Origin of the sequence: Brachybacterium sp. J153, assembly GCF_036311905.1 — a bacterium.
Taxonomy (GTDB): Bacteria; Actinomycetota; Actinomycetes; order Actinomycetales; family Dermabacteraceae; genus Brachybacterium.
Map to the genome: position 1 here is coordinate 112,976 of NZ_JAZDCH010000002.1, position 16,666 is coordinate 129,641.

Below are 16,666 nucleotides of genomic sequence, written 5' to 3' on the forward strand. Positions count from 1 at the left end.
CCCCTCGGGCGAAGGAGCCTCACCATGCTCACCACCGCAACCACCGTGCAGCCCATCGTCATCATCGGCGCCGGCCCCATCGGGCTGGCCGCCGCCGCCCACCTCCACGAACGAGGCCTGCCCTTCCTCGTCCTGGAGGCCGGCCCCTCCGCGGCAGCGGCGATCAGCGACTGGGGACACACCCGCCTCTTCTCCCCCTGGCAGTACAACCTCGATACCGCCGCCCAGCGACTGCTCGAGGCGAACGGCTGGACCGCGCCGGACAGCGAGGCGCTGCCCACCGGTCAGGAACTGCGCCAGCAGTACCTCGAACCCCTCTCCCAGCTGCCCGGACTCGTCGAGTCGATCCGGTACGGAGCGCGGGTCACCGCTGTCTCCCGGGTCGGCGTGGACAAGACCCGCACCGCTGGCCGCAACGAGACCCCGTTCCTGGTCCGCATCCAGACGCCTACCGGGGTCAGCGAGGACATCATCGCCTCCGCCGTGATCGATGCCTCCGGCACCTGGGCCACGCCCAACCCCCTCGGCCAGGCCGGCCTCCCCGCCGCCGGCGAACACGAGGCGCGCACCGCCGGGCGCATCACCCGGCCCCTGCCCGACGTGCTCGGACGAGACCGCGCCCAGTTCGCCGGACAGCACGTCATGGTCGTCGGCGCTGGCCACTCGGCCGCCAACTCCCTGCTCGACCTCGCTGAGCACAACCCAGACACCCGGATCACCTGGGCGCTCCGCGCCGCGGACCCCTCCCGCGTATACGGAGGAGGCGACCAGGACGAACTCGCTGCACGCGGCGCCATCGGCACCCGGCTGCGCCACCTCGTCGACTCCGGGCGCATCGAGGTCCAGACGTCCTTCACGATCACGAAGTTCACGCTGGAGAACGCGCTGATCGTCCACGCGAACACCCCGGACGGTGAACGCGCCGTGACTGTCGATGCACTGATCCCGGCCACCGGCTTCCGACCCGACCTCGCCACCCTCTCCGAGCTCCGCCTGAACCTGGACACCGCGGTCGAGGCCCCCGCCCAACTGGGCCCGCTCATCGATCCCGAGTTCCACTCCTGCGGCTCCGTCGAACCCCACGGTGAACGCGTCCTCGCCCACCCAGAGAAGAACTTCTACATCGTCGGTATGAAGAGCTACGGACGCGCCCCCACCTTCCTCATGGCCACCGGCTACGAGCAGGTCCGCTCCATCGCTGCCGCCCTGGCCGGCGACCGCGCCGCCGCAGACGCCGTCCACCTCGAGCTGCCCGAAACCGGGGTGTGCACCACCGACCTCGGCGGCAGCTGCGACGCCCCCGCAGCCACGACCGACAGTTGCTGCGCACCGGCGCCCGCCGAGGACACCTGCTGCAGCAGCCCCCAGCCAATCACCCTCACTCTCAGTCGATGACCGCCCCAGCGGGACGGCCAATGGGCGTCCCGCTGGGGTATACCTAGTGCGACAGATGTGTCGCAAAAGTGCACTTTTGGGCCCTATCGGGAACCGTAAACGACCGCTCAGTAACTGTTCCGCTGGAGTGCCCTAGTTTGATACGCGCCATGCTGTGCGGCGCGCTCTGCTCCGAGAGGGGCCCTCCACGGGCACGTCAGTGCTCGTGGAGGGCCCCGGTTTGAGGTCGAGCGCTTGGTGGGATCAGCGACCGAGGAGCCGCGTGAAGAATCCTCCGCGGGATTCCTCCTTCGCGTGGCCCGGGCAGCGGTCCTGGCGGGGGACGTTCTTCATGACCTGGTCGACGTGCTGGCCGCAGCCGGCCCAGGTGGTCTTGCCGCAGGTGCGGCAGGTGGTGGCTCTGCACATGGGGTTCTCCTAGCGGTGATGGCGGGGTGGTTCAAGCGGCCTGCGAGGGTGCCTTTTCGAAGAGGGCTGCGAGGGAGGGGTCCGGTGCGACGCGGTTCCAGGGCATCTTCGAGAGGACCGAGGCCATGGCGCAGGAGTCGCTGAGGGCGGAGTAGGTCAGGCCCGCGCCGATGGCGCCGGCGAGCAGTCCCAGGCGGGGGTGGATCAGCTGGCCGGCCAGGGTGCCGAGCAGGACGAGGGAGCCGGCCGTCATGCGGACCTGGCGGTCCATCGCCCAGCGGGTTCCGCGTCGCACCACGGTGCCGCCGGCTGCCTGGTAGGCGGCGATGCCGCCCTCGAGCACGTCGACCGCGTCGAAGCCGGCCTCATGCAGAGCCGAGCAGGCCTTGCTCGCTCGGGCACCTGACTGGCACACCAGCACGACGTGGTCGTGCAGACGCTCGGCGAGGTCGGCGGTGTGCTCGGTGAGCAGGTCCAGGGGCACGTTGTAGGAGCCGCGGATGTGGGTGGTGTCGAACTCGCCCGGGGTGCGGACGTCGACGATCATCAGCTCCGGATCCTCAGAGAGGCGTCGGGTGAGTTCGGTCGGCGCCACGGTGCGGGGGGCGTTTCGCAGGGGGGTGGTCATCGGGCGTCCTTTCCGGTGGTGGCGAGGTCGTGCTGCTGCGCGGTCCAGCGGGACCAGGCGGCGTAGCTGCCGTCGAGCTCGACGACGTCGTAGCCCGCGCGGCGCAGCGCCGCGGCGGCGACGGAGTTGCGCAGTCCGGACTGGCAGAACGTGATCAGCCGGCCCGCCTCACGGTCGGGCAGGTCGTCCTGGTGGAAGAGCACCTTCCCGGCGGAGAGCTGCTCGGCACCGGGGACGGTCCCGTCCGCGTGCTCGCTGCGGTTTCGCACATCCAGCAGCAGGGCGGTGGAGTCCTCCGCGCGCAGCGCCTCCAGGTCGCCGGGGGAGACCACCGCCGGGACCGTGGTGGGCAGGCCGTCGAGGGAGGTGACGTAGCCGGTCAGGGAGTCCACGCCGACGCGCACGAAGTGATCGCCGTACTCGGTGGCGGTCTCGGCGTCCTCGGCGAGGACGACGAGCTCGGCGTCATCGGCCTCGGGGTCGAAGGCCCAGGCGATGTGGGTGGCGGCCTTGCCGAGCGAGGGGATGCTGAGCGCGCCGGGCACGGTCCCGGTGTGGACCTGGTCCACGGGACGGGTGTCGATGAGGGCGTAGGTGCCGTCCTTGAGTCCGCGGGTGAGCTCTTCGACGCCGACCACTCCCGGCGTGGGGCGGCGGCCGAGGATGGCGGGACCTTGCTTGTTCTGGCGCTTCATGCGGGCGAAGTAGGCGTGCGCGTCGGGCTGGCCGTCGAGCAGCTCGTCGATGAAGCCCTGCTCGTCGTCGCGCTCGAGGTAGGTGGCCCACCAGGCGAACTTCCGCTCATAGCCGACGGTCGTCGAGGGCAGAGCGCCCAGCGCCTTGCCGCAGGCCGAGCCAGCGCCGTGGCCGGGGAAGACCTGCACATGGTCGGGCAGGGTGAGGAAGGCGCTCTTCAGCGAGGCGAACAGCTGCTTGGCGCCCTTGAAGCGGGTGTCCTCCATGCCGGCGGCCTCGTCCAGCAGGTCCGGGCGGCCCAGGTCGCCGGAGAACACGAAGTCGCCGGTGAGGTAGTAGCCGGGCTGGTCGGTGAAGGCACCATCGGTGACCAGGTAAGACAGATGCTCCGGGGTGTGACCCGGGGTGTGCCGCGCGGTGACGGTGATGTTGCCGAGGGTGATCGTGTCGCGATCGTGCAGCAGCTCGGCGTCGAAGCCGTAGGTCCAGTCCTCGCCGCCCTCGCCGGAGACGTATGCGGTGGCGCCGGTGGCGGCGGCCAGCTCGCGGGTGCCGGAGAGGAAGTCGGCATGGATGTGGGTCTCGGTCACGGCGGTGATGGTCATCCCGTGGTGGGCGGCGAGGTCCAGGTAGACCTGGATGTCGCGCCGTGGATCCACCACCAGTGCCACGCTCTGGGACTGGCAGCCGATGAAGTAGCTGGCCTGGGACAGGTCCTCGTCATAGATGCGTTCGAGAAGCATGATTCCTCCTGTGCGGTGTGGGCGATAACAGTCGATCTATACCCCCGAGGGTATCAGGTACCCCCGGGGGTATGCAACGAGGGGGTCGGGAGGTGGTCGTTGCGGCGCATGCGCAGCGCGACGAGAACTCCGGATGCGGCAGTCAGAGCGGCCACGATGATGACCGCGGCCTCGAGTCCGAGGGCATCGGCCGTGATGCCGGCGACCAGGGCGCCGATGGCGAAGCCGCCGTCCCGCCACAGCCGGTAGACGCCCACCGCGCGTGCCCGCCACAACGGATGGGCGACATCGCCGATGCCGGCGAGCAGGGTGGGGTAGACCATCGCGGTGCCCAGTCCCAGCAGCGCCATCGCCCCGAGCCATGACGGGAAGCTCGAGCCGGCAGCGATCAGGGCAAGGGCCAGTGCCTGGGTGAGCATGCCGGCGACGATGAGGCCTTTACGGCCCCACCGGTCAGACAGCGCCCCGGTCACCAGCTGCGCAGCGCCCCATGCGGCCGGATAGACCGCGGCGAGCACGCCGACCTGCCCCAGTGGCAGCCCCGCGGTGGCGAAGAGGACGGGGAAGAGCCCCCAGGCGAGGCCGTCGTTGAGATTGTTGACCAAGCCGGCCTGGCTGATCGAGGACAGTGACCGATCTCGGAAGCTGGTCAGCACGAAGACCTCCCGGTCGCTGCGGCCCTTCCTATCGGGCGCCTCAGCGCCGCCAGGCTCGTGGCGCGCGTGATCGCGGGTCTCGCGCACCAGGAGAACCGACAGTCCCAGGCCCAGGGCGATGAAGGCGGCGCCCAGCAGGAACGGTGCAGGCCGCAGTCCATAGACCTCGGCGAGGTATCCGGTGGCCATAGCGGTCCCGGCGACCCCCAGGTAGCCGGCGGCCTCGTTCAGGCCCATGGCGGTGCCGCGACGATGGGGGCCGACCAGGTCCATCTTCATCACCACGGTGGTGGACCAGGTCAGACCCTGGCTAATACCCAGCAGGACGTTCGCGGCCACGACCCACCCCCAGGTCGGGGCCAGGATCAGCAGAACCGGGACCGGCAGGGCGAGCACCCATCCTGCGACCAGTACGGGCTTGCGCCCGTGGCGGTCGCTGAGGGTGCCGGCGAGGTAGTTCGCGCCGGCTTTGGCCAGGCCGAAGGCGAGGATGTACGTCAGCGCCCCGGAGTAGTGGTCCAGCCCGAACTCCTCCGTGGCCAGCAGCGGCAGCACGGTCCGCTCCTGCCCGAGGGTCGCCCCGACCAGGGCGTTGACTGCCACGAGCAGCAGGAACTGGGGAAGGTTCTCCCGCAGCCCCCATCGGAGCGGAGCAGCGATGGTGCGATGGGTCATCCTTGATCAGCCTCCGGGGCCGGCGCGCCCACGGAACCCATGTCCTGGGCGCGCACTGTCTCGAGCATCCTGGTGAGGCGGGAGGCGCGGAGCCCGCCCTGGTGGGTCTGCACCAGCAGCCCGTCACGGAAGAGCATCAGCGTGGGCAGGGCCCGGATGTTCGCGGCAGCCGCCAGTCCGGGCTCCGACTCGGTGTCGACGGCGGCGAACAGCACCTCCGGGTGCTCGGCGGCGACGCCGGCGAAGATGGGGGAGAAGCGTCGGCACGGGGCGCACCAGGAGGCCCAGAAGTCCACCACGACCAGCTCATGAGAACGGATCGCGGAGCCGAACGTGGTCTCCGTCAGAGCGAGGACGCGCCCGGGTGCGTGGGGAGCGGCGGCGCTCATGCGGGCCGCCGCGTCGCGCGTAGGGGGCAGCTCGGCAGCAGGAACCAGCATCCGGCGGCCGCGAGGGCGAGCAGCGCCGCTACCGCGCCGGCGATGGTGCCGGCGATCCCCGGCAGCTCCTGGACCAGGACGAAGGCCCCCATCACCAGGACAAAGATGCCGAAGCCCTTCCGCAGGACGTTTTCGGGGACCCGCCCGGCCAGGCGGGATCCGAGCAGTGAGCCGAGGATCGCGGCCAGGGTCACCCCGCCCACCAGGGCCCAGTCCAGCGAGACCGAGGTGAGGTAACCGGCGAGCCCCGCGAAGGACTTCATCGCGATCACCACCAGCGAGGTGCCCACGGCCACAGGCATCGGCAGCCCTCCCAGCAGCGCCAGGGCGGGCACCACCAGGAACCCTCCGCCCGCGCCGACCAGTCCGGTGGCGAGTCCGACCGCGAGTCCTTCGATCACGATCTTCGCCGTGGGCAGCTCGCGTGCGGAGGGATCCTCTGCGCGGGCGCCCTTGCGGCCGCGGATCATCGCGATCGACGTCGCGACCATCATCAGCGCGAACGCGATCATCAGCACGGTGCCCGGGATGTAGCCGCCGAGGATGCCGCCGCCGAAGGCGCCGACCATCCCGGCTGCCCCGAAGATCAACCCGGTGCGCCACCGCACCCGGCCTGCGCGGGCGTGGCTGATGGCGCTGACTGCCGAGGTGGTCCCGACGATGAACAGCGAGGCGGCGATCGCTTCCTTGGGCGGGAGTCCCGCCACATAGGTCAGGATCGGTACGGTCAGGATGGAGCCGCCGCCGCCGAGCAGTCCGAGCGAGACGCCGATCAGGACCGCCAGCAGCAGGGTCAAAACGAGGGTGAACGTCACGGAGGACCTTTCTGTCGAGGTGGGGCGTCAGGAGGTCGGCAGGCCGGCGTTTCGCCAGGCGATCATGCCGCCGTTCATGGTGTCGGCCTGGAAACCGGCCGCTGTGAGCTCCTCCGCTGCGCGCGCGCTGCGCTTGCCGCTGCGGCACACCGTGACCACGGGCCGCGCACGGTCCAGCTCTGCCGTCCGCGAGGCCAGCTGACCCAGCGGGATGTGGAGTGCCCCGGGGATCATCCCTTCGACAACCTCCTCGTCCTCCCGGACATCGACGATCTGGTCCCGCACGCGACGGACGTCTACCTCGGCAACAGTGATCTCAGACATGACAACTCCCTCTCGAGCATCGAAGAGCCAGCGACAGGATCCGTCGCGGCAGGCGAACCATCGCCACTGCCACGCACACTCTCATATACCCAGGGGGGTATGCAAGACACCCCCGGGGGTATAGTGTGGTGTCAACGCCTCGGCTCGTCAGGAGAACGCCATGGAACTCGACCCTTCAGACATGACTCCCGTCATCCATCGCCTTAAGCGCGCTCAGGGACAGCTCGCCGCCGTCACCCGGATGATCGAGGAGGGGAGTGACTGCAAGGACGTCGTCACCCAGCTCTCAGCCGTCTCCAAGGCGCTGGACCGCACCGGCTTCGCGATCATCGCCAGCGGGATGGAGCAGTGCATGACCAGCCCGGACAAGGATCTGGACCGCAAGGAGCTCGAGAAGCTGTTCCTGACCCTGGCCTGAGACCCAGGGCCTCGAGATGATTGAGGTCCGGCACGACGACCCGAAGGAGAAGACGATGACCTACACCCATCACCTCACCCTCGACCAGCCGTACGGGCAGGCCGTCGAGAGTGTGCGTGCAGCGCTGTCCGAGCAGGGATTCGGGATCATCACCGAAATCGACATGCGGGCCACGTTCGAGAAGAAGCTCGACGCCGACGCGGCCGAGGAGATCGGCGACTACATCATCCTCGGCGCCTGTAATCCCAGCCTTGCTCGCCGGGCTCTCGCCGCAGAGCCGCAGCTCGGCGCACTCCTGCCCTGCAACGTGATCGTCCGGGCCGGCGCCGACGACGGCCACAGCATCGTCGAGGCGATGGATCCGAAGGTCATGGTCCAGCTCAGCGACAGCGACCACGTCCGCGCGGTGGCCGACGACGCCGACACGCGGCTACGCGCAGCCCTGGCGTCGTTACGGCGCACTGACTGACGCTCAGCGGCTCAGCGGACGTGCCGGTCCGGTGAGCGCTGGCCACGATGGGATCGCCCCCGTTGCGACGGGTGCGGAAGAAGGCCTTAGGACCCCAGCCGGACGACTGGATCTAGGGTCTTTCGATTGCTCCTGCGCAAGGGGTCAAAGACTCAGGGGTTCGCTGCTCGAGCAGGATCGTGCTCCGCAAGGCCGCCAGGTGCGCCGAATTGCCCTAGTGAGCAGCGTTGATAGATCCGATCACCGCGTCCGCAGTCCGCAACAGTGGTTCGCCCCCGCCCCTCAGGTGTCGGATCCGCACCCCCGGTCGAGGCCTTGGTTGTGCAGAGCGACGACGCGCGCCCGGTCCTTCGAGTCCTGCACTGAGCTTCGGCTCTCAAGCGTCACCTCAAGCACCTCAGCCCCGGCGAGCTCGTAGTAGAGCACCTCCAGGCATTTCCGGCGAACCTCTTCGTCTCGCGTTGACGCTCGCTCACTAGTTGCACTTACTATGTGCGATAGTAATCATGTCCCCCCTCGAACGGAGATCCCTGTGACCCGCCCCGATCCTCGGTCCGCCGATGAACCGTCCACGACGATGGGCTCGCCCCGTCGACGCTGGCTGACCCCGGTGCTGATCGTCCTGAGCACCCTGGCGCTGGTGGCAGGGGTGTTCGTGGTGCACTCGGCCTCCACCGACCCGGGGAGCGAGGGCACTGCGGCCGAGGGCGGTGAGCCGGCGGCCGTGGTCGTCGAGGCTCCCTCGGAGGTCGCCGCGCCGGACCTCAGCAGCGAGGAGTCCCGCAACCCCGAGGATCTGCTGGCCGAGGGCCCGGTCGATGCCCCCGTCGCGCTGGTGGTCTTCACCGACTACCAATGCCCCTACTGCGCCCAGTGGACCCATGAGACCGCGCCGGTGATGCGCGAGTACGTCGAACGCGGGGAGCTGCGCATCGAGTGGAGGGACGTGAACGTATACGGCGAGGACTCCGAGCGCGCCGCCCGAGCATCTCTGGCAGCCGCCATGCAGGGCGAGCACGAGGCGTACCAGCAGCGCCTGTTCGAGGGCGGCGAGATCCGCTCCTCCGCGGACCTGAGCGAGGAGGCGCTGATCGATCTCGCCGGTGAACTCGGACTGGACACCGACCGGTTCACGGAGGATCTGCACTCCGAGGAGGTCGCCAGCACGATCGCAGCGAACGCCCAGCAGGGCATCGAGCTCGGTGCCCTGTCCACCCCGGCCTTCCTCATCGGCGGCACCCCGACCATGGGGGCCCAGCCCACCGAGGTCTTCGTCGACATGGTCGATGAAGCGCTGGCGGAAGAGGACTGAAATGGAGGTCGGTCTGCTCACCGCTTTCCTGGGCGGCGCGCTGGCCCTGCTCAGCCCCTGCGGGGCGCTGCTGCTGCCGGGCTTCTTCGCCTCCACCGTGACCACCCGGGCGGGTCTCGTGCCGCACGCCCTCGTGTTCTACCTCGGCCTCGCCCTGACCTTGGTGCCGCTCGGCCTCGGCGTCGGAGCGCTGGGCTCGCTCCTGGCGGGCCACCACACGCTGCTGGTCACGGTCACCTCGGTGCTGCTGGTTGTCCTCGGTGCGGCCCATGCACTCGGGTTCGGCTTCGACCTAGGCCGGCTCCTGCCCGGCTTCGAGAGGCTCCAGCAGAGCTCGGCGCAGGGTCGGGGTTTCGGTCGCACCCTGCTGCTGGGAGCGGTCGGGGGCGTCGCGGGGTTCTGCGCGGGCCCGATCCTGGGCGCTGTGCTGACGCTGGCGATGGGCCAGGGCAGCACGGTGATCGCCGGGCTGTTGCTGGCGATCTACGGCGCCGGGATGGTGGTGCCGCTCATGATCCTGGCCGCGGTCTGGCACCGGCTCGGAGCGCGGGGCCGGTCCCGGCTGCGGGGACGGGAGTTCACGCTCCTGGGACGCCGATTGCACACCACGACCTTCGCGACCGGCCTGCTGATCATCGCGCTGGGTGTGCTGTTCTGGACCACCAACGGCCTGGTGACGATGCCCTCGCTGGTCCCCACCAGCACCCTCGCCCGCTGGCAGGCGAGCACCGCCGGCCTGTCCAGCCCGCTGGTGCAGGCCGGCATGCTCCTCGCCCTCGGCGCGCTCGCGCTCGGGATCTGGTTTAGGCACGACCGCCGACGCCAGCCGGATCGCGCGGCGCAGGTGAAGATCCGCGTTCCCGGACCGCGCGCATGAGGCGGCGGACGCTTCTGGCGACTGCGCCGCTGCTGGCTCTGCTTGCCGCGTGCAGCTCCTCGGAGCCGGCACCGACGCAGCCGACGCCGGCAGCGCCGGTCGAGGACCCGACGCCGCGGCGTCGGGGCGAGGTCGCCCCGCGCGTGGCGCCCGAGGAGATGCGGCTGCCGCTGGAGATGATCCCGATGATCGTCGTGGACCCGGGGTGGACGGCGCCGTCGCAGCAGCTGGACGGCGTCTTCGTCGGCTATCGCGAAGGGGAGGACCGGCTCACCTACCTCGCCGTCGATCAGGACGGGACGGTGCTCTGGGAGGCCGACCGGCCGCTGAGCTGCACCGGCTTCACGCTGACCCGCGGAGCGGACGACCAGCCCTTCGTCGTACTCGCCGACCTCGCCCCCGCGCCGGACGCCCTCGGCGCCATGACGCTGACTGGCTATGACTTGCGCACGGCGGAGCCGCTCTGGGGGCCGGTCGCGGCGCTCGGGGCCCAGGCCGCGCTCGGGCTCGTGTTCGCCGAGCCGACTGACACCCCGATGGGTGCCGGAGGTCCGCGCACTGCTCTCTCCGGCGCCGATGGCGAGGTGGCTGTGGCCGAGGTCGAGCTGGACGGCGGGCGGATCCTCGCCGAGCATCTGGGCACGATCCTGACCAGCGACGGTGCGACGCTGATCGCGAGCAACATCGCAGGGCAGCGCCTGTGGACGAAGGAGCTGCCCGCGGATTGGGACCTCGGACGCCTCCGCGTGCTCGGGACCATCGACACCGTCGTCCCCCATGCCGTCATCGCCGACCCGCGCGGCGCCGGGCTCGTCATCGACCTGAGCAGCGGGGCACAGATTGCCACCGACGTCTCGGCGGCCGCGCACGACCATATCCACGACGTGACGGTCCTGGCCGCGGGCACGACGGTGTGGGGACTGGATGCGGACGGGCGTGAACAGTGGCGGCACGAGGACCCTGAGCCGCTGGACCTGATCAGCGCTGGGGAGCGCCTCGCCTACGCCGTGCGCCGCGAGGAGGGCACCTTGGTGGTTCTGGACACTCTGCAGGGCCTCATGGTCAACCCGTTCGACGTCGACAGCAGCGCCCCGATCGCGATGCCGGAACTCTTCTCTGCGGACGCCGCGGCAGTGGTCCGGGCCGGGGAGCGGCGCTGCCTCGTCACCACCGTTTTCGACGAGCACTTCGGCACCCGGGAGTAGGCGGCCTCAGGCCGGAACGGTGCAGCCGGTCAGCAGCAGCGTCGCGTACGGCCAGGACGCGAGCACGGCGACCCCGACCAGCACCGCCGGCAACGTCATCAGCAGCAGTGCCGGAGCCACCGCGGGCCTGATCTCGGCGGGCGCGACCAGGTGGCGGATCCGGTCCGGGCCGGAGCCCGGCCGGCCGGTGGCATGCAGCAGCACATCGGCTCGTGCGCTGTCCGGAGCGGCCGTGCCGAGGGCCAGGAGCGCGCTGGCCAGGGCCGAGGTGCTGGAGCGCTGGCGCGACAGGTCGTCGGCCGCGATCTCCACCAGATGCGGGATCACGTCCTGGACGGCGCGGACCAGGGGCACCAGCCGCAGCGGCTGTGAGATCGCCTGCAGCACCGCCATGATCTCGTGGTGGTGCAGCCGCAGGTGCGCGTGCTCGTGCTCGATGACGGCGCAGAGCTCCCGGTCGTCGAGGACGTCGAGGAGCCCCTGGGAGACCACGATGCCACCGTGTCGCCGTGGCAGCGTGAACGCCTGCGCATCCCGGGCGGGTATCAGGAGGACCTCGCGCCCGCCCACCCAGACCCGTCGGCCGGTCGCTGCCAGCTCGAGGCCGAGAGAGCGGGTCGACCTCGTGCGTGCCACCAGGTGGACGGTACCGCCGACAGTCAGAGCGAGCAGGCCCAGCAGCGGCAGCAGCGCCGGCACCGCGGCGGGCAGGGGCAGCGTGAATCCGGGAGAGGAGGCGAAGGGGGTCGCCGCGGCCAGGCACCGCTGACAGACGTCGGCGAACGGAGCGGGCAGCACCTGCGGGCCGGTGACCGCTCCGGCGAGGGCCACGATGAGGCTCGCCGAAGCGGCCAGCCAGATCCCGAGGACCACGAGGAGTGCGATGGAGGCTGCCTGCGGGGCGCGCGCCATCACAGCAGCCCCACGGTGCACCAGTACGGGCCCGAGCAGGGCGGGAACCAGGACCGCGACAGCGGTCAGCGCGAGCTGCATCATGTGGGCTTCTCGATGGAGGGAGCCGTGGGCTCCTCCCGTCCGAGGAACTCGCGCAGGAGGGCGACGTCCTGGGCGTCCATGCCCTCGACGAACCGCAGGATCGAGGCGCGACGGTCCGTGCTGCCCGACAGCGCCTCGCCCATCAGTCGGGCCGCATGCTCCGCGCGCGACAGCCGCGGCCCGTAGTGTGCGGACCGGCCCACTCGGCGGTGCGCCACCAGCCCCTTGCGATCGAGGTTCGTCAGCACCGTCGCGATCGTCGTGTAGGCATGCCGGTCGCCCAGCTGCGCGATCAGCTCGCGGACGGTCAACTCACCGCGCTCCCACAGCTGCTCCATCACCTGCTGCTCCAGCGAACCCAGGCGCAGCCGCTCCGCGCCCCCTCCGGTCTCGGTGCCGCTCATCGCGTCCTCGCCATCGCCGCAGCAGAGGTAGCTGGCAGTGGGCAGGACACCTGCCCCTTGAGCCGCCAGAGCACGGCCACAGCGGCCAGGACCAACGAGACGAGCGCAAGCAGGGGCTGCAGCGGCGCGAACCAGGTCAGCGCTCCGGTGTAGCCCAACGCCAGCAGCGCGATCTTGTTGCATACGGGGCACCCCACCGCGAACCAGGCCAGCACCCCGGCAGCCGTCCCGGTCCTCACCTCCCGAGCCTCCGACCGACTCCCGGGCTCGATCCCTCGCGCCTGCTCGGGGACCGGCGAGGTGACGTACGTGGCGACGAGCATGCCCAGCAGGACCGAGGACAGCACCCACACGGGGTAGTTCCACCACACCGTGGGGATGTCGCGCGCGAACACCTGATTCGGGATCAACACCGTCGCGAACCCCATCAGCAACCCGATCCCGAGCGCTGCGCCGGCGGCGACGAGCACCTGACGCGCCCGCCACCCCCGCAGCGCCAGCGCCGCCAAACGCAACGATCCCGAGGTCATCCCGAACGAACCGGTAAGGGGAGTCATGGGGCCAGTATGCCCCGAGTCGACTATCACGCATAGTCGTTGACGCTCAATCGAGTCGTCGCAAGACGAAAACTACTCTCACAGCCCCGCCACGGCCGAGCGTGGCATCTGTTCGGAGACCGGCGCTTTCCTGCTCTTCTGCGGGAGAGTCGGACGCTCTGGTGTCTCTCTTGGGTATACCCAAACGCGACACTCGGTGCACAGCCATCGCCGCTGTTCCACAAAGTCCATTCACGCGTTTCGGCACATGTCTCGGCTAGGGTCTAAGACATGAATGGAACACCTCGGGCCCCGGGGCAGCGCGTCGCGTACCTCCGGGTGTCATCGGCCGGCCAGAACGTCGCCCGGCAGCTCGAAGCGGTGGGGGAGTGCGACCAAGTCCTCACCGAGAAGCAGTCTGGCAAGAGCGCCATGGACCGCCCGCAGCTGCAGGCACTCATCCGGCACGTCCGCCGCGGCGACCATGTCGTCGTCGCATCCATGGACCGGCTGGCCCGGTCGGTCATCGACCTCAACGACATCGTCCAGCAGATCACCGGCGATCCCGCCGAGCACACCGAGCAGCACCCCCGGAAAGGCGCGAGCGTCGAGTTCCTGAAGGAGCGGCTCACCTTCGAACCCGGGCACGCGGATGCGATGGCCGCGTTCCAGCTGAACATGATGGGCGCCTTCGCGCAGTTCGAGCGCGAGCTCATCCGTCAGCGCCAGGCCGAGGGCATCGCCGTCGCGAAGAAGCGCGGCGCCTACAAGGGCCGGCCCCGCAGCCTCGAAAGCGACCAGATCCGCTCCGTCCGCAACGCCGCCCTCGCCGGCACCCCCAAGGCCCAAATCGCCCGTGAACACGGCATCAGCCGATCCACGCTGTACCGATACCTCAGGCAAGATCCACTCTCAGCTGCGCTGTGAATTCCGGGCGTGTCCCCGATAATGGGGGCATGACGATTGACTGGATCTGCTGCAACTTGCCCGTGCTCCACGGGAGCATCGCTAGCAAGTCCGCGCGCAGCCGATGAGCGGAGCGTTCGCGGTGCTTTGGCCCCTTGTCTCGAGCCTTGTCGTCTCCGTGGTGGTCACGCTGATCACTTCCCACCTCGCGGTTCGCCGATGGCGCCGCGAACGAGTCGCCTCCGCACGAGACGAGGCGTACAAGAACCTCAGCACCTCCGCCTATAGGTGGGCCCGGACACTCCGGGACAACACCGTGAAGGAGCTAGACCACGGAGAAGCGGCCGATGTCGAAGCTCTCGAAGCAACACACAACGAGCTCAACGACTGCTTGTTCATGCTAAGCAAGGTGGCCGACCGGAAATCCTTCACTAAGGTCGAAGACGCATACAATCGCATGGTGGACGCTGCACTGAACGTCGACGTAAGCGACCCTGCGCTGAGGACGACCGGCACAGAAGCTGGCCTACTCGCACAGATAGCGGTCAACGACTTCGTGGACGTCGTCTCCAGCGAAATGCGCACTCAGCTCGAGCGCTAACGCCGACGCGTCCTGCTGCTGGGGTGGTGAGCTGGTCGAGGAGCCGGGTCAGCGTGATCGACGTCAAGGCCGATCACTGAGGCCGCCCTGTCGATCACGGAAGGAACAAAAACTCTAGATCTCGACCGAGCAACTTCTGAGGTCGAAACGTCAAAGTAAGGCGCCGACGGCGCTCTAGTATAAGTGTAGAAGTCCGTTGCCGCGCACGTCAGAGGAGAAATAATGCCGGAAGCGCCACCCGCAGTCGCACTGACCGTACGGAGTGAATCAGTCCAGCGCGCTTACTCTGCCTATCGATCCGATCAGTACCGTGTTAATCGACGCTATCAGCGTAAATTAGTATGGTCTGTCGAAGAGAAGCAGCGGCTTATAGACTCAATTGTGTTAGCACTCCCTCTTCCGCTTTTTTTGGTCGCCGAAACCTCTTCGGGCCCGGATGCGACGCTTGAGCTAATCGATGGGATGCAGCGTCTTAACGCGATCTTCTCGTTCATCGAGCAGGAGTATGAGTACAAAGGCGGATACTTTGATCTCGACACGCTCGCAGACACGAAAGCGTTAAAGGATTCCGGCGCGCTGTCCCAGAAGACACCGATAGTAAGCCGAGAAGTGTCGGTCGCCATTTCGAACTATTCTTTGGCGCTTTCCGTTTTTAGAGCGGAGCAACAGGCTTCGGTCGATGAAGTATTCCGCCGAATTAACTCGGGCGGACGTCGTCTGTCCAAGCAGGAGTTGCGTCAGGCGGGGACGTTGTCAACACTCGCTGACTTAGTTCGTCAGATCGCGTCGACCATTCGTGGCGATAACTCTCCAGGTGACGTAATCCCGCTCCGCAAAATGCCGCTCCTGAGCATTAGTAACCGGGGCCTAGGGTATGGTGTAAATGTTAACGATATATTCTGGGTGCGTCAGAATATACTTCGAAGCAACGATGTGCGGGAATCTTTAGACGAGCAGCTAATCTTGGACATGGTTCTGGATTGTTTAATTGATCCTTTGGCGGCGAGCACCGGCTCGGCGCGGGACGCGGCCTATGATTTTGAGGCTGCGCCGGACGATCCAGCTGAAGACCGTACTGCTTCCACTATTTCCATCAATGCACTTGTTAGCGCGTATGGCGCAGAGAAGCTTATAGCAGACTTCCTCGCCGTTCATGACGACCTGCGAAGCGTGCTCGACCAAGGCGATGATGGGTTTTCGCGCCTGATCGGTCTGCGCCCCTCAGGCCGTAGTGCTCGTTACTATCACGCGCTTTTCATCGCATTATGGGAGCTGCGGTTTAAGGATGTGAGGCACAAGCGGCGCGTTCATGATCCGTTGGCAACGAGGCAGAAGCTCCGCAATCTCGCGACTCATGCATCGATTACTAGTGGGGGCGACTGGCGCGCAGAATTAAAGCGCCAAACAGTCGACGCCTTCAAAGGAATCGTCCTCGACTCTTTAGAGGAATTTTCGGAGACCGACGAAGATCTGCAGCGATTCGGATGGGCAACGCATTTGGAGCAGCTTCTTACAAATGCACTGGTTGAGCAGCAGTCATTCGACTGCAAGCAGGGGCTTCATCGCCTCGACAGTGCACGAGAGTTTGACGCCGATTCGTTTAATAAGATTCTGCGGACACTTACTGCGATCTCGAACGTTGGGCCAGAATCGACGGGCTATGTTGTGCTTGGCGTGGCTGACAGCGAAATGGACGCTCTCCGAGTCCGGGAATTGGACGGCATTTCGGCGAGCACCGTTCGAGAGTTTCGTGTAGTTGGCATTGGCCGCGAGGCAACTTTGCGGGGCACCAGTTTGAACGACTACTGGGCGTGGATAATTCAGCGAATTTCCTCCAGCTCAGACATTCCGTCGTGGATGGCTGCAAATGTGGCGCGCGACGCGCGCCTGGTTACGTATAAAGAAAAGTCCGTGGCGGTGCTCAAAGTCCGGCCAGCCACCGAGGTCGCGTTCTATAAAAATCAACTATGGGACCGTGCGGGGTCTGAGTCGGTCGAGGTGCCCGCCGGGCCGAGGCTTGTTGAAGTTATCGGGCGGTTTGCTTAGCGTTTTAGCTAGTCAAAGGGGTGTGCACGAGTCCGGGGTGCCGCCGTGCGTGAGCCCGGTGTGAGGTGGTCGCGACCCTATGACCCTCCCGACATGCCTCCAGAAGCGCCGAATTC

19 protein-coding genes are annotated in these 16,666 nt (G+C 67.9%); 9 read left to right on the forward strand and 10 right to left on the reverse strand.

The genetic code is table 11. The features are described from left to right. The first annotated feature begins 24 nt into the window (after positions 1-24). Complete coding sequence (locus tag V1258_RS01015) at positions 25-1,395, forward strand: FAD-dependent oxidoreductase (RefSeq protein WP_329747954.1); 1,371 nt, start codon at positions 25-27, stop codon at positions 1,393-1,395. Positions 1,396-1,638: 243 nt separating this feature from the next. Here V1258_RS01015 and V1258_RS01020 read toward each other — a convergent pair whose 3' ends face one another. From V1258_RS01020 to V1258_RS01050, 7 genes are read right to left on the reverse strand one after another with little or no spacing between them, the layout of a single operon-like run. Beyond that, positions 1,639-1,803, reverse strand: coding sequence for a hypothetical protein (locus V1258_RS01020; protein ID WP_329747955.1), 165 nt, complete (start codon positions 1,801-1,803; stop codon positions 1,639-1,641). Positions 1,804-1,834: 31 nt separating this feature from the next. After that, a complete protein-coding gene (locus tag V1258_RS01025; protein WP_329747956.1) occupies positions 1,835-2,431 on the reverse strand; it encodes a rhodanese-like domain-containing protein in 597 nt (198 codons plus the stop codon). Further along, positions 2,428-3,870 (reverse strand): MBL fold metallo-hydrolase, encoded by a 1,443-nt coding sequence (locus V1258_RS01030; protein WP_329747957.1) that lies wholly within the window; start codon positions 3,868-3,870, stop codon positions 2,428-2,430. The genes V1258_RS01025 and V1258_RS01030 overlap by 4 nt, the downstream gene beginning before the upstream one ends. A gap of 53 nt (positions 3,871-3,923) precedes the next feature. Next, positions 3,924-5,201 (reverse strand): MFS transporter, encoded by a 1,278-nt coding sequence (locus V1258_RS01035; protein WP_239206767.1) that lies wholly within the window; start codon positions 5,199-5,201, stop codon positions 3,924-3,926. Further along, positions 5,198-5,590 carry a thioredoxin family protein gene (locus V1258_RS01040; protein WP_329747958.1) on the reverse strand — a complete coding sequence of 131 codons (393 nt, stop codon included), beginning with the start codon at positions 5,588-5,590 and terminating at the stop codon, positions 5,198-5,200. The genes V1258_RS01035 and V1258_RS01040 overlap by 4 nt, the downstream gene beginning before the upstream one ends. Beyond that, positions 5,587-6,456 carry a sulfite exporter TauE/SafE family protein gene (locus tag V1258_RS01045; RefSeq protein WP_329747959.1) on the reverse strand — a complete coding sequence of 290 codons (870 nt, stop codon included), beginning with the start codon at positions 6,454-6,456 and terminating at the stop codon, positions 5,587-5,589. Before V1258_RS01045 ends, V1258_RS01040 begins: the two co-directional genes overlap by 4 nt. Before the next feature lie 27 nt (positions 6,457-6,483). Then, positions 6,484-6,780 carry a rhodanese-like domain-containing protein gene (locus V1258_RS01050; protein ID WP_329746944.1) on the reverse strand — a complete coding sequence of 99 codons (297 nt, stop codon included), beginning with the start codon at positions 6,778-6,780 and terminating at the stop codon, positions 6,484-6,486. Between the two features lie 160 nt (positions 6,781-6,940). Here V1258_RS01050 and V1258_RS01055 point away from each other — a divergent pair, with 160 nt between their 5' ends. The 5 genes from V1258_RS01055 (at position 6,941) to V1258_RS01075 (ending at position 11,061) form a co-directional block, all read left to right on the forward strand. Beyond that, positions 6,941-7,198 (forward strand): metal-sensitive transcriptional regulator, encoded by a 258-nt coding sequence (locus tag V1258_RS01055; protein ID WP_329747960.1) that lies wholly within the window; start codon positions 6,941-6,943, stop codon positions 7,196-7,198. Between the two features lie 55 nt (positions 7,199-7,253). Then, positions 7,254-7,667: a DUF302 domain-containing protein gene (locus tag V1258_RS01060; protein ID WP_329747961.1), complete on the forward strand. Its 414-nt coding sequence runs from the start codon at positions 7,254-7,256 to the stop codon at positions 7,665-7,667. Positions 7,668-8,199: 532 nt separating this feature from the next. Further along, positions 8,200-8,979: a DsbA family protein gene (locus V1258_RS01065; protein ID WP_329747962.1), complete on the forward strand. Its 780-nt coding sequence runs from the start codon at positions 8,200-8,202 to the stop codon at positions 8,977-8,979. Between the two features lies 1 nt (position 8,980). Next, positions 8,981-9,856: a cytochrome c biogenesis CcdA family protein gene (locus V1258_RS01070; RefSeq protein ID WP_329747963.1), complete on the forward strand. Its 876-nt coding sequence runs from the start codon at positions 8,981-8,983 to the stop codon at positions 9,854-9,856. A gap of 143 nt (positions 9,857-9,999) precedes the next feature. Then, positions 10,000-11,061, forward strand: a complete 1,062-nt coding sequence (locus tag V1258_RS01075; RefSeq protein ID WP_329747964.1) for an outer membrane protein assembly factor BamB family protein — start codon at positions 10,000-10,002, stop codon at positions 11,059-11,061. A gap of 6 nt (positions 11,062-11,067) precedes the next feature. On the opposite strand, the gene V1258_RS01080 is transcribed toward V1258_RS01075, so the two are convergent. Genes V1258_RS01080 through V1258_RS01090 form a run of 3 tightly spaced genes read right to left on the reverse strand, consistent with a single transcriptional unit; the run spans position 11,068 to position 13,018 of the window. Beyond that, positions 11,068-12,057, reverse strand: coding sequence for a M56 family metallopeptidase (locus V1258_RS01080; protein WP_329747965.1), 990 nt, complete (start codon positions 12,055-12,057; stop codon positions 11,068-11,070). Beyond that, entirely contained in the window at positions 12,054-12,461 is a 408-nt protein-coding gene (locus V1258_RS01085) for a BlaI/MecI/CopY family transcriptional regulator (protein ID WP_329747966.1), read from the reverse strand. The genes V1258_RS01080 and V1258_RS01085 overlap by 4 nt, the downstream gene beginning before the upstream one ends. After that, a complete protein-coding gene (locus V1258_RS01090; protein WP_329747967.1) occupies positions 12,458-13,018 on the reverse strand; it encodes a hypothetical protein in 561 nt (186 codons plus the stop codon). The genes V1258_RS01085 and V1258_RS01090 overlap by 4 nt, the downstream gene beginning before the upstream one ends. 270 nt (positions 13,019-13,288) lie before the next feature. Between V1258_RS01090 and V1258_RS01095 the strand changes: the two genes are divergently transcribed. The 3 genes from V1258_RS01095 to V1258_RS01105 all read left to right on the forward strand — a co-directional run bounded on the left by V1258_RS01095 (position 13,289) and on the right by V1258_RS01105 (position 16,550). Then, complete coding sequence (locus V1258_RS01095; RefSeq protein ID WP_329747968.1) at positions 13,289-13,924, forward strand: recombinase family protein; 636 nt, start codon at positions 13,289-13,291, stop codon at positions 13,922-13,924. 103 nt (positions 13,925-14,027) lie between these two features. Beyond that, positions 14,028-14,504, forward strand: coding sequence for a hypothetical protein (locus V1258_RS01100; protein WP_329747969.1), 477 nt, complete (start codon positions 14,028-14,030; stop codon positions 14,502-14,504). Positions 14,505-14,726: 222 nt separating this feature from the next. Then, entirely contained in the window at positions 14,727-16,550 is a 1,824-nt protein-coding gene (locus V1258_RS01105; protein ID WP_329747970.1) for a DUF262 domain-containing protein, read from the forward strand. Positions 16,551-16,666 lie beyond the last annotated feature (116 nt).